Source organism: Pseudomonas sp. LBUM1678, assembly GCF_059695575.1.
The window spans coordinates 3,294,256-3,307,170 of sequence record NZ_CP166775.1; the positions used below are offsets into that span (position 1 = coordinate 3,294,256).

Consider the following 12,915-nt stretch of genomic DNA (forward strand, 5'->3'; position numbering starts at 1 on the left):
TAGTTATGAGTTACGAAACGATTTTGCTGGAAACCCACGGTCGTGTTGGCCTGATTACCCTCAACCGTCCGCAGGCGCTGAACGCGTTGAATGCTCAGATCGTCAGCGAGCTTAACCACGCCCTCGATGGCCTGGAAGCCGACTCGAACATCGGCTGCATCGTGCTGACCGGCTCGAAAAAAGCCTTTGCCGCCGGTGCTGACATCAAGGAAATGGCCGAGCTGACCTACCCGCAGATCTATCTGGACGACCTGTTCAGCGACAGCGATCGCGTGGCCAACCGCCGCAAGCCGATCATTGCCGCGGTCAACGGTTTTGCGTTGGGCGGTGGCTGTGAACTGGCGCTGATGTGCGATTTCATCCTCGCCGGCGACAAGGCGAAATTCGGCCAGCCGGAAATCAATCTCGGCGTGCTGCCGGGCATGGGCGGCACCCAGCGCCTGACCCGCGCAGTGGGCAAGGCGAAGGCCATGGAAATGTGCCTCAGCGGCCGATTGATCGATGCGGTTGAAGCCGAGCGTTGCGGGATTGTCGCGCGGATCGTGCCGGCGGATGAACTGCTGGAGGAAGCGCTGAAAGTCGCCGCGCTGATCGCCCAGAAGTCGCTGCCGATTGCGATGATGGTCAAGGAAAGCGTCAACCGCGCGTTTGAAGTGAGCCTGTCGGAAGGCGTGCGCTTCGAGCGCCGGGTGTTCCATGCGGCGTTTGCGACGCAGGATCAGAAGGAAGGGATGGCGGCGTTTATTGCCAAGCGTGAGGCGGAGTTCACCGGTAAGTAATGCGGCGTTCTCAATGACGCCATCGCGAGCAGGCTCGCTCCCACATTGGATCTCCAGTGTTCATGAGATCCCTTGTAGGAGCGAGCCTGCTCGCGATGCTTTTAGGGCTTACACCAAATAATTTTTGAGTTCACGGGCTATCACCATCCGCTGTATCTCACTCGACCCTTCATAAATCTGCGTGATCCGCGCATCCCGGTAATACCGCTCCACCGGGTAATCCTCCAGATATCCATACCCGCCATGAATCTGCATCGCCGACGAGCAAACCTTCTCGGCCATCTCCGACGCAAACAGCTTGGCCTGCGAAGCCTCGGACAGGCACGGCTTGCCGGCACTGCGTAAGCGCGCAGCGTGCAGAATCAGCAAACGTGCTGCGTTCAACCGGGTGTGCATATCGGCCAGCAGGTTGGCAATGCTCTGGTGCTCGATGATCGGCTTGTCGAACTGTACCCGATCCCGCGAGTAAGCCAGCGCGGCTTCGAACGCCGCACGAGCAATCCCCAACGCCTGCGCGGCGATGCCGATGCGACCGCCTTCGAGGTTGGACAGGGCGATGGCCAATCCCTTGCCGCGATCACCCAGCAGGTTGGCTTCGGGAATCGTGCAATTGCTCAACGTCACCGCGCAGGTGTCGGAGGCGCGAATGCCCATTTTGTGTTCGGTGCGGTCGACGATGAAACCGGCTGTATCAGTCGGCACCAGGAACGCCGAGATGCCGCGTTTGCCCAGGTCCGGATCGGTCACGGCAAAGACAATCGCCAGTTTCGCCCGTTTGCCATTGCTGACAAATTGCTTGGCACCGTTGATCACCCATTGGCCGTCGCGCAATTCGGCGCGGGTGCGCAGGTTGTGCGCTTCGGAGCCGGCTTGCGGTTCGGTCAGGCAAAAGCAGCCGATCGCCTGGCCGCTGGCCAGATCCGGCAGCCAGGTTTGTTTCTGTTCTTCGGTGCCGTAATTGAGCACCGGGCCGCAGCCCACGGAGTTGTGGATGCTCATCAGTGCGCCCGTGGCGCCGTCGCCGGCGGAAATCTCTTCCACTGCCAGGGCATAGGCGACGTAGTCGACATAGGTACCGCCCCATTCTTCCGGCACCACCATGCCCAACAGGCCCAGCTCGCCCATTTTCGCCACCAGACCGTCATCGATCCAGCCGGCCTTTTCCCAGGCTTGCGCATGGGGCGCGATTTCGCCGCGGGCAAAGTCCCGGGCCATGTCGCGGATCATGACTTGTTCTTCGCTCAATTCGATATCGTGCATGGCTCAGTTCCCGCTCTGGTCAAAACCGCTGAAGAAACTCGCGACGTGCTCGGCGTCCAGCGCCTGCAAGGTCGGTGGGTTCCAGCGCGGCTTCTTGTCTTTGTCGATCAGCAAGGCGCGCACGCCTTCGATCAGGTCGCCGCGCTCGAACCACTGACGGTCCAAGTGCAGCTCAAGGGCGAAGCAGTCTTCCAGGCTCAAGTGCCGGCCACGACGCAGCATTTCCAGGGTCACGCCCATCGCCAGCGGCGAACGGCTTTCCAGCAGGTCGGCAGTGGTCGTGGCCCATTCATGGCTGTCAGCGACCGTTACTTCACGCAGTTGCTCCACAATACTCGGCACGTCGGGCAGGGCGAAGAAGTGATCGATGGCCGGGCGCAACGCTTTCAATGGTGCATCGGGGAGTTGTTGCACCGCGAGTTTCGCCAGCAGGCCTTGCAGGTCCTTGAGCGGCGTGTCGCACCATTCGAGCTGATCGAGTTGCTCGTCGAGGGTGCCGAGCTTGTCGCTTTCCAGGTACCAGTCGGCCAGACCGCAATAGAGCGCATCGGCCGCACGGATCTGCACACCGCTGACGCCGAGATAAATCCCCAGCTCACCGGGGACCCTTGGCAGGAAGTAGCTGCCACCGACGTCCGGAAAATAGCCGATGGCCACTTCCGGCATCGCCAGACGGCTCTTCTCGGTGACCACCCGCAAGTCGGCACCTTGCACCAGGCCCATGCCGCCGCCCAGGACAAAGCCGTCCATCAAGGCCAGCACCGGTTTGCGGTAGTGGTGAATGGCGAGGTCGAGGGCGTATTCCTCGACGAAGAAATCTTCGTGCAGCGTGTCGCCACTTTTGAAACTGTCATACAGCGAGCGGATATCGCCGCCGGCACAGAATGCTTTCTCGCCGGCACCGCGCAAGACCACTGCATGGATCTGCGAATCCTGCGCCCAGGCGTCGAGCTGACGCTGCAGGTGGCGAACCATGTCGAGGGTAATGGCGTTGAGACCGGCGGGGCGATTGAGGGTCAGGTGACCGATGTGGTTGCGAACCTCGGCCAGCACTTCGTTTTGCGTGGCATCCATGGACGAAGTCCCCTTCGATGAAACCTGAGCAGTCATCACTAACTCCCTGCTTTTATTGTTCTTTATAGAGAAGCTCGCGCGCGAGCGATCCCGGATCGTACCAGTGCAAAATTGTGATGTACAACCGGGATATATGCAGGTGCTTCCTGCATATTTGCATGACTTTCAATGTGGGAGGTGTGCTGTCAGGATCTTTGGCTAAGGACTTCACCAATACTGCGACGTTTGGCATGCAACTCACTGATATGGATCAGTTGTTCAAGGTCTTCCGGCGTGACATCGAAGAACGCTTCCATCTCCGCCAACGCCAGTTTCAGGTCCTGGGCGGTGATGGCCTGGCTATCGATCGGTGGATGATCGGCCGGCACCACGGCCACCGGTTCGCTGGCGCGTTTGGGATAGCGAATGCGCGTCAGGTTGTTATAAGCCAAGGCACTGAGCAGCAGGGTCGATGCGCCGAGCATCACTGGGCCGAGGGCTTGCCAGTCCATTGCGATGGTCGCCGGGTCTGCCAATACCAACAGCAGCGCCAGCGCCCCGGCCGGCGGGTGCAGGCAACGCAGCCAACACATCAGAATCAGCGCCATGCCGGCGGCCAGGCATGCGCTGCCGAGGGTTCGTCCGAGTACGTGAGCGACCAGCAGCGACACGACGCCGGCGCTCAAATATCCGCCCAGAATCGACCACGGCTGGGCGAGGGCGCCGGAGGACACCGCAAACAACAACACGGCCGATGCGCCCAACGGCCCGATCAAATGCTGGGCGACCTCCATGCCGAAGACCTGCGCGCAAATCCAGACGCTGAACATCGTGCCCAGGGACATGCCGATGGCGGCGCGGCTCCATTCGGAAGGACGGGTGTTGATGGCGGCAGGTAACCAGCGAGCGAGCATGAGGCAAACGATCCGTTGGCAAAAAACCATGAAAAAAAAAGGCTTAGCTGGGAAACCCAGAAAGCCCTTGAAGTTGCTCCAACAATTGGGGGAGGAACGGGCACAGTGTGCCGTTCATTGCCGATGCTGACAAATTCATATTAATGCAGTTTGAGTGCATTATTTTTGCTGTAAGGCGACTCGGCGACCACTCATGAAACACAGGAACCCGCCCATGGCTGTCAGCGCACTAAGGGCATAAAACATGGTGGGCGCCGGTGTGTGCATCAGCAGGAATCCGCAAATCACCGGGCTCAGCGCACCGCCGAGGGCTGCGAGGTTCTGTGCGCCGTAGTAACTGCCACGCAGTTCTTCCGGGGCCAGGGTGTCGACGAAGAGGAATTCGGCGGGGTAAATGATCATTTCGCCTAGGGTGAAAATGAACATCGCCACGCACCAGCTCACCAGGCTGTCGGCCAGACTGAACCCGATCAGCCCGACGATAAACAGGCTGGTACCGCCCGCGATCCAGTAACGCAGTTGCTCGCGCTTGAGGAAACGGCCGATCTGGTATTGCAGCAGGATCACGCTGATGGCGTTGCACGCGAGCAGGGCGGCCATGGTTTCCAGCGCACGCTTGGAGTCGTGAGTCACCAGCAGGTATTGCGACAGATACAAGGTAAACCGGCCGTGGACCACGGTACTGAGCAGGCAGCCGCAAGTGAACATGATCAGCGTGCGGTCGTTCTTCAGGGTGATCAGCGTCTTGAGAAAACTCTGGGGCTGGCCGATTGCGGGCGTCGGGGCCGAGTCCTTGGGGATCCCGATCATCAGGAAAATACTGAAGAACGCGATGCCGCCGGCAATCAGGAACGGCGCAATCGGGTACACGCCGGCAATCACCACGCCGAGCATCGGGCCGGTGGCGTAGCCGATGTTGGTCAGGGTGTAGCGCAGCGAAAAGGCCTTGGCGCGCTGGCCCATGGGCAGGTTTTCGCTGAGGATCGCCTTCGAGCCGATCAGGAACAGCGCCGAGGCGGTTTCGGTGATCACCAGGGTGGCGGTGGTCAGGTAGAGGTTTTCGGCGAAGGTCAGCAACACGAAGCCGATGGCGCTGGAGAGCATGGCGAGGATCAGCAGCCGACGCTTCTCTAGACGGTCAATGATGTAACCGCCGTAGAGCGCGAGCAGGGTGGCGATGAACACCGCGATGCCCAGCAGCAAACCGACATCCTGTTGGTTGAGGCCGAGCTTGTTGCTCAGGAACAACGTGAGCAGCGGGCTGGTGATGGCGCGGCTGACGACGATGGTCAGCGAAACGATCATCAACCGACGGATTACGAGCGAGTAAGTGGCCACGGTGGGGCAAATGTCCTTATTTAGATTTTGTAGTGTTCGACGCGGGACCGAGGCGCGGCCATTCGCGGGCAAGCCTCGCTCCTACGGGTTGTTGGTGTTCGCATGATCAACGCATGACCTGTAGGAGCGAGGCTTGCCCGCGAAGAGGCCCGCACAGACAAGACACCGATTCAATCGTGTCCAACCGCCACAACTGTTCAAGCAATTCCCCAGCCTGCTCCCGCAGCATCACCCGCATCGCCAGACTGAAAAACTTCTCCTCCAGCGCCTCATCACTCAACGGATTCCCCGGAGCGCCCAATGGTGGGTCGACACAAAGGCTTGCCTGCCGACCGTCCACGGTCCGCACGCTGACAACGGGCTCGCCATCCTCTGACAGTTGCGGGTCCACTTCAAGGCGAATGCGCGACATCCAGTGAGCAATCCGCGGATCGCTCCGTTGCGCATCTTCATACGCCTCCAGCCGGCAATGCCCATGCACCAGCCGGGCGGCGAGGGCATACGGCAGGCTCATCTGGGCCGCCGCCAGACTGGTCACATCCTGGCCGCCGCACATATCCTGAAGAAACCCGCACAACGAAACCTCGATGTCTTCAATGTGATCGACGCCGACCTGCAGTTGATCCAGCAGCAGCCCCAACGCATCGATTGCCGAATGAGTCCCCCGGCACGCGGCGTAGGGCTTGATCGAACAGCGGGCGAGTTTCCACACGACGCCCAGATCCGCATCAAGCGCGCTCGGGTCTGAAGCCACGCCGGACAGGGTTCTGAGAAAACCGCCCCAGACATCCTCAAACAACTTCTTCGGCCCGCTGATGCCTTGTTGAGCAAACCGCGCTGCAAGCAATCCGCCTTCGGCCGCTCGACCGCTGTGCAGCTTTTTACTTTGCGAGCCGTCGTGGATGAAGGCCCACAAACCGCCGCTGAAACTGCCAGCGATGCCCAGTGCCGACACGGTTTGCGCGGCGTTCAGGCCGAGAATCCGCGCACTGGCTGCCGCGGCGCCGAACACCCCGCAGGTCGCGGTCGAATGCCAGCCAGCGCCGTTGTGCGCCGAGTAACCGCCGCACGCTTCGAGCACTCGGCGGCTGACTTCGTAGCCAATCACCACCGCGGTAATTAACTCGCGACCGTTGACCGGTTTTGTCTGCATCGACACCGCGGCCATGACCGCCGGCAGCACCACCGCGCCGGAGTGATCGCAGCCACCGGTATCGTCGAGTTCCAGGGCATGGGCGGCGATGCCGTTGAGGATCGCTGCCTGAGCAGCACCCACCCGCAAGTCCGTGCCCCAAACCAGGGTGTCGCCGGTTTCACCCGCGAATACCTGCCGCGCCTGTTTCGCCACTTCGCTGTCCGCCCCAGCCAGGGTCACGCCGAAGGTGTCGAGAATGTGCCGCCTGGCTTGCGCCACCAAGGCCGGTGGCAAATCTTCAAATCGAGTGTCGACGCAAAACTGCGCCAGTCGCTGCATGCGTTCAGTCATACGAGGTAATCCCGATAATGGCGCTCATACACCGATGCCGGGTGATCTTCGGTCACGGGTACTGCCGAATTCGCCCACCATTGCGCGACTTCGCCGGCCGTGGCGATCCACACGTCATCGTGCTGCTGGATGCCCTGAAGCAATTCGCGCAACACCCCGATTCGCCCTGGCGTGGCGATGATTTCCGGGTGCAGGCGCAGCACGTAACACAAGCCAAAGCGGTGAAACCCGGCGAAGTCCATTTGCAGGTTGCCCAGGGTGTGGCTGTAGGAGGCGATTCGCGATTGCGCCGGGGGCACCGCCGGGCTGAGGTTGAAGGCGAAGTAGGGTTCGTCTTCCAGTTCGTAGTGCAGCGGCAACTCGATGACTTCGGGGGCCGTGGGGTGAGCGAATGGCAAATCATCGCCGCGCCACGACGACGACCAGCGAATGCCTTGATCCCTCAACGCTTCGATGAAACCCGGCGCGCCGTTGCCGGCCGGAATGCGAAACCCGGTCGGACGCTGACCCGTCAACGCCGTCAGTGCTTCGCATCCCTTGGCGATCTCGGCGCTTTGTGCGGCGAGATCGAGCAGGTCGTAGTTCTGATGGCGATAACCTGCGCAGGCGATCTCATGCCCGCCGGCCTGAATCGCCCGAATGTGTTGCGGGTTTTCCTCGGCGACGATGCCGGGGATGCACCAGCTGCTTTTTACGCCGAGTTCGGCGAACAGATCGAGCAAACGGTCGACGCCGCGCTGGGTGCCGTAACGCCAGACCGATAACGTCTTGTCGCGCCCGGCGACTTCAGGCGCTTGAGTCAGGATGCCGTGGATGTCGTTGTAGTCGACGGTCAGGACCACGGCGCAGCGGTAGCCTTTGGGCCAGACAGTGGAATCAGCCATGGTGATGCTCCTTGAGCCACCACTGGGCGACATCGCGGCAGGTGGCAAACCACACGTCGTCACGCTGACGCATGTGTTCGAAGAGCTTTTCCAGCAGCAGGATGCGCCCCGGTTTGCCGGTGATCTTGGGGTGGAACAGGGTGGTCAGGCACAGGCCTTCGTTCATGGCGCCGTCGAACTCGCGGCACCAGTTGTCCAGCGTCAGTGCGTAACTGGCGGTGCGGTCCAGTCCGGAGGGGAAGTCCGGCGCACGGGTGTAGGCGAGGGAGGCGTAGTCGTCCATTTCCCAGCGACCGGGGATTTCCACCAGCGGCGTTTCATGGCCCGGCACTTTCACCAGGTACGGACGGTCGTCGCCGCGCATGCTGCTGGAATAGGTCACGCCCGCTTCCACCAGCATTGCCGGCGTCTCGGCCCGCCAGTCCCCGGACGGGGTGCGGAAACCTTCGGCGCGGATGTTCAGGTGTTTCCAGAACACCTCGCGGGATTTGTTCATCACGTCCTTTTGCTGGTCCAGCGTCAGGGCGTAAAAGGATTCGTGTTTGTAGCCGTGGTACGCCACTTCATGCCCGCGCTCGACAATCGCCTGGCATTGTTTCGGCCAGTTTTCCACGACCCAGGCCGGGACGAAAAACGTCGTCGGGATCCGGTATTCGTCGAGCAGATCGAGGATCCGTGGCAAGGCCCGGTAAGGGCCGTAACCGCCGAAACCGAAGTACTCGGGCTTGCGCCAGATCGAGCCGTTGAGCATGGCATCGCCGGTGGGGCCGTCGAGATCGAAGGCCAGGGCCAGGCAGGCTTTGTGCGGGGCGGGCCAGATGGGCGGAGCAGAGGCGGACATCAGTGGCACTCCGGCAATTTATGATTGAAACATCTGTAGCAGCTGCCGAGCCCGCGAGGCTGCGTTCGGCTGCGAAGCAGTCGTCAAACCAACACGCGAGGTTCTCTTGGCACACCGCGTTGTCTGATTTCACGACTGCTTCGCAGTCGGACGCAGCCTCGCGCTGCTCGACAGCTGCTACGAGCAGACGCAGCAGCTGCTACGGCCAGTGAGTTACTTGCCGGCGTTGATGGTTACGGTTTTGATCGCACCCAGTTCCAGGTCCCATTTCTTCAGGATGGTCTGGTAAGTGCCGTCATCCACCATGCTCTGCATCGCAACCTTCACCGCTTCACTCAATTCAGGTTTTTTCTTGCTCACGCCCAGCCCGGTGAACTGCACGGAAATCGGCAGGCCCACAGTCTTGTACATGTCCTTTTCCTGAGTCTTCAGGTACGACAAAGTCTCGCTGCCCTGCATCGCCGCATCGATACGGCTCTGACGCAGTTGCGCACGGGCGTCCGCCGAGCCTTCGGTGCCGACGACCACGATGGCCGGTTTGCCGGCGGCTTCGCAGTGGGCCTTGCTGTATTCAGCGATTTCCGCCGGGAAGGTGGTACGGCGGCTGGTGCCGACTTTCTTGCCGCACAGGTCGGTGATCTCGTTGAAGTCCTTGTTCTTCTGCAAGGTGTAGAACTGCGGACCGCTGGTGAAGTAGTCGACGAAGGTCACGCTGGCCTGGCGTTCGGCGGTGTCGGTCATGCCTGACATCACCATGTCCACACGGTCGGTGGTCAGCGCATTGATCATTTGCTCGAAGCCGGTTTCCTGCCATTTGATCTTCACGCCCAGACGTTCGGCCAGGGCGTTGCCCAGGTCAACGTCGAGGCCGGTGAGGGTGTTGGTGGCCGGGTCCTTGAAATCCATGGGCGGGTAGTTCGGCATGATCGCTACCACGACCTCGCCTTTCTCTTTGATGCTGGCCGGCAATTCGGCGGCGAAGGAGACGCTGGAAGCCATCAGGCCGGCGAGTACTGCTGGGATAACTATGTTCTTCATGGTCGTTCTCTTATGAGTGTTGTGAGCGCCAAACGGCACCTAGGTTCGAACGGCAGAAATGAAGCTTTGGGTGCGCGGGTTTTGCGGACTTATTAGTATTTCTTCGGGGCTTCCAGCCTCCACGATCTGCCCGCCGTCCATGAACACCATGCGGTTGGAGACTTCGCGAGCGAAGCCCAGTTCATGGGTGACGACGATCATGGTCATGCCGGTTTGCGCGAGGTCGCGCATCACCGACAGCACCTCACCGACCAGTTCCGGGTCGAGTGCCGAAGTGGGTTCATCGAACAGCATCAGCTTGGGGCGCATGGCCAGGGCTCGGGCAATGGCGACGCGTTGTTGCTGACCACCCGACAGCTCGATCGGGTAGCTGTCGCGCTTGTCGGCCAGGCCGACGCGGGCGAGCAGTTCCAGGGCTTCTTCGTGCGCCTCTTTGGGCGAACGCTTGAGCACCTGGCACGGCCCTTCGGTGATGTTTTGCAGCACCGTCATGTGCGGGAACAGGTTGAAACGCTGGAACACCATGCCGGTGGACAAGCGTTGACGGGCGATCTGCGACTCGTTGAGTTCGTGCAGTTTGTTGCCGACGACCCGGTAGCCCACCAGTTCGCCGTCGACCCAGAGGCCGCCCTTATCGATCTTTTCCAGCTGGTTGACGCACCGCAGCAAGGTACTTTTTCCGGAGCCGGACGGGCCGATGATGCACAGCACTTCGCCTTGCTCGACTTCGATGTTGACGTCCTTGAGGGCGTGGAACTGGTCGTAATACTTGTTCAGGCTCACGGCCTTGACGATGTTTCGCATGTTCAACTCCTCAAGAACGCTTGCCGGCGCCACGAGCGAATCGACGCTCCAGACGGCTTTGACCAAAGGACAGCACGGTGACCGTCGCCAGGTACCAGATACCCGCGACGATGAGCAGCTCCATCACCCGGGCGTTGGCGTAATAGATGTTCTGGGCGTTGTAGAGCAGTTCCGAATACTGGATGACGCTCGCCAGGGAGGTCATTTTCACCATGCCGATGAATTCGTTGCCGACGGGCGGAATGATCACCCGCATGGCTTGCGGCAGGATGATCCGGCGCAGCGCTTGCAGGCGCGGCATGCCGATCGACTTCGCCGCTTCGTACTGACCGGTATCGACCGACAGCAGGCCGGCGCGCACCACCTCGGCGGTGTAGGCGCCCTGGTTGATGCTCAAGCCGAGCAGGGCTGCCACGAACGGCGTCATCAGGGTCACGGTGTCCATTTCGAACAGGCCGGGGATGCCGATGGTGGGGAAGATCAGCGCCAGGTTGAACCACAACAGCAGTTGCAGGATCAGCGGCGTACCGCGAAACAGCCAGGTGTAGGTCACCGCCACGTAGCGCAGGATCGGGTTGGCCGACATGCGCATGATCGCCGTGATCACCCCGAAGACGATGCCCAGCGCCATCGCCAGCACCGCCATGACGATGGTGTTGAGCAAGCCCCACATGATCGCTTGTGAGGTGAGGAACTGGCCGATGTACGACCACTCGATCTTGCCTTCGGCGAAGGCCCGTACCAGCCCGAGAATCGCAATGACGATAACGGTGGCGAAGAAAATCCGCCCGTAGTAGCGCCGAGGCACATGGTGGTACTGGGTGATATCGAACTGGTTTTCCGCCAGTTTTCGCTCCGACTGGAGTCGTTCTGCCTGAGTCTGGCTCATGTTGTTTCTCCGTACACTGTTCTTTCAAATCCAACACAGATCCTTGTGGGAGCTAGCCTGCTAGCGATTGCGGTGTGTCAATCAGCGAATGGTTGTCAGACAGAGCCAAATCGCTAGCAGGCTAGCTCCCACAGGGTTATGCGTGGCGGCCGTTAGAGGCGGAAACCCTGATAGTTCTCGGTCCACTGCTGCTGCGCGGCGAGGGCGGTCTTCAAACGGCCGATCTGCTCGCGCACCTGTTGCGGCGCCGTTCCGCCCCAGCCACTGCGCGCAGCGATGGCGGCTTCGAGGGTCAGGCTGTCGCGCACTTCCGCGGTCAGGCGTGGATCGATCTCGGCCAACAGCGCCGGGGACGCTTCCCACAATTCAATGTCGTGTTTCTCGCAAGCCTGGACCAGCGCACCGGTGATTTCGTGTGCTTCCTTGAACGGCACGCCACGCATGGCCAGCCAGTCGGCGACTTCGGTGGCGAGGGTGAAACCCAGCGGAGCCTGACGACGCAATTCTTCAACGTTGACCTTCATGGTCGCGACCATCCCGGCCATGGCCGGCAGCACCAGCAACAAGGTATCGACGCTGTCGAGCACGCCGTTCTTGTCTTCGCTCAAGTCGCGGTTGTACGACAGCGGCAGGGATTTCAACGTCGACAACAAACCGGTGAGGTTGCCGATCAGCCGGCCAGCCTTGCCCCGGGCCAGTTCGGCAATGTCCGGGTTCTTCTTCTGCGGCATGATCGAGCTGCCGGTGGCGTAGGCATCGTCCAGTGCGACCCAGCGAAATTGCCGCGACGACCACAGGCAGAATTCTTCGGCGAGGCGGGAAATGTTGATCCCCAACATGCTGGCAATAAACAGGAACTCGGCGACGTGGTCGCGGCTGGCCACGGCATCGATGGAGTTTTCGCAGACGCCGCTGTAACCCATTTCCTTGGCCGACTGCTGCGGCAGGCGAGCGATCGCAGAACCGGCCATGGCCGCCGCGCCCAGTGGCGACAGCGAAGTGCGATTGTCCCAGTCCACCAGGCGTTGCACGTCACGCAGCATCGATTGCGCGTGGGCCAGCAAGTGGTGGGCGAAGACGATCGGCTGGGCTTGTTGCAGGTGAGTAAAGCCCGGGCAAATGCTCTCGATATGTTGCTCGGCCTGATCCACCAATGCTTGTTGCAAAGCCAGCACTTCGACGGCCAGGGTGCGCACGTGATCCCGCAGGAACAGACGCAGGTCGTTGGCAGTCTGGTCGTTACGCGAACGACCGGCGCGCAGCTTGCCGCCGAGGGCGCCGAGGCGTTCGGTCAGCAGGCGTTCGATGAAGGTGTGGACGTCTTCGTCGTCCAGGGTCGGCGCAATGCTGCCGGCGCGGAAGTCATCACCGATGCGTTGCAAAGCGTCGAGCATGGTCCGGGTTTCTTGCTCGCTCAACAGCCCGGCGCGTTGCAGTTCACGGGCATGTGCCTTGGAACCGGCGAGGTCATACGGGGTGAGGCGAAAGTAGCGCTCGGGGCAACGGGACAAGGCCGCCAGGGCTTCGGATGGGCCGCTTTTGAAGCGCGCACCCCAGAGACGGTCGGTGGTTTGAGACATTGTTGTTTTCCTCGTCGGTAAAGCGAATTGAAATCGGTGTGCCGGGCCT

12 protein-coding genes are annotated in these 12,915 nt (G+C 61.0%); 1 reads left to right on the forward strand and 11 read right to left on the reverse strand.

Going from position 1 to position 12,915, the window contains the following annotated elements; genetic code table 11:
- The first annotated feature begins 5 nt into the window (after positions 1-5).
- Positions 6-779 (forward strand): enoyl-CoA hydratase, encoded by a 774-nt coding sequence (locus ACA070_RS15085; protein ID WP_497451815.1) that lies wholly within the window; start codon positions 6-8, stop codon positions 777-779.
- 108 nt (positions 780-887) lie between these two features.
- On the opposite strand, the gene ACA070_RS15090 is transcribed toward ACA070_RS15085, so the two are convergent.
- The 11 genes from ACA070_RS15090 to argH form a co-directional block, all read right to left on the reverse strand.
- Positions 888-2,039, reverse strand: coding sequence for an acyl-CoA dehydrogenase family protein (locus ACA070_RS15090; protein WP_219097380.1), 1,152 nt, complete (start codon positions 2,037-2,039; stop codon positions 888-890).
- A 3-nt stretch (positions 2,040-2,042) separates the two neighbouring features.
- A complete protein-coding gene (locus tag ACA070_RS15095; protein ID WP_497451816.1) occupies positions 2,043-3,149 on the reverse strand; it encodes an enoyl-CoA hydratase/isomerase family protein in 1,107 nt (368 codons plus the stop codon).
- A 149-nt stretch (positions 3,150-3,298) separates the two neighbouring features.
- A complete protein-coding gene (locus ACA070_RS15100; protein ID WP_497451817.1) occupies positions 3,299-4,006 on the reverse strand; it encodes an HPP family protein in 708 nt (235 codons plus the stop codon).
- A gap of 159 nt (positions 4,007-4,165) precedes the next feature.
- The gene (locus ACA070_RS15105) at positions 4,166-5,344 is read right to left on the reverse strand and encodes an MFS transporter (protein ID WP_497451818.1); all 1,179 of its coding nucleotides are present in this window, start codon (positions 5,342-5,344) and stop codon (positions 4,166-4,168) included.
- 106 nt (positions 5,345-5,450) lie between these two features.
- A complete protein-coding gene (locus tag ACA070_RS15110; protein ID WP_497451819.1) occupies positions 5,451-6,830 on the reverse strand; it encodes an MmgE/PrpD family protein in 1,380 nt (459 codons plus the stop codon).
- Positions 6,827-7,714: a polysaccharide deacetylase family protein gene (locus ACA070_RS15115; RefSeq protein ID WP_497451820.1), complete on the reverse strand. Its 888-nt coding sequence runs from the start codon at positions 7,712-7,714 to the stop codon at positions 6,827-6,829. Before ACA070_RS15115 ends, ACA070_RS15110 begins: the two co-directional genes overlap by 4 nt.
- Positions 7,707-8,555, reverse strand: coding sequence for a polysaccharide deacetylase family protein (locus tag ACA070_RS15120; RefSeq protein ID WP_497451821.1), 849 nt, complete (start codon positions 8,553-8,555; stop codon positions 7,707-7,709). Before ACA070_RS15120 ends, ACA070_RS15115 begins: the two co-directional genes overlap by 8 nt.
- Before the next feature lie 213 nt (positions 8,556-8,768).
- The gene (locus tag ACA070_RS15125; RefSeq protein ID WP_497451822.1) at positions 8,769-9,593 is read right to left on the reverse strand and encodes an ABC transporter substrate-binding protein; all 825 of its coding nucleotides are present in this window, start codon (positions 9,591-9,593) and stop codon (positions 8,769-8,771) included.
- A gap of 39 nt (positions 9,594-9,632) precedes the next feature.
- Positions 9,633-10,397, reverse strand: coding sequence for an amino acid ABC transporter ATP-binding protein (locus ACA070_RS15130; RefSeq protein WP_438659849.1), 765 nt, complete (start codon positions 10,395-10,397; stop codon positions 9,633-9,635).
- A gap of 10 nt (positions 10,398-10,407) precedes the next feature.
- Positions 10,408-11,286: an amino acid ABC transporter permease gene (locus ACA070_RS15135; RefSeq protein ID WP_497451823.1), complete on the reverse strand. Its 879-nt coding sequence runs from the start codon at positions 11,284-11,286 to the stop codon at positions 10,408-10,410.
- 152 nt (positions 11,287-11,438) lie between these two features.
- Positions 11,439-12,866 (reverse strand): argininosuccinate lyase, encoded by a 1,428-nt coding sequence (gene argH, locus ACA070_RS15140; RefSeq protein WP_497451824.1) that lies wholly within the window; start codon positions 12,864-12,866, stop codon positions 11,439-11,441.
- Positions 12,867-12,915: the final 49 nt, after the last annotated feature.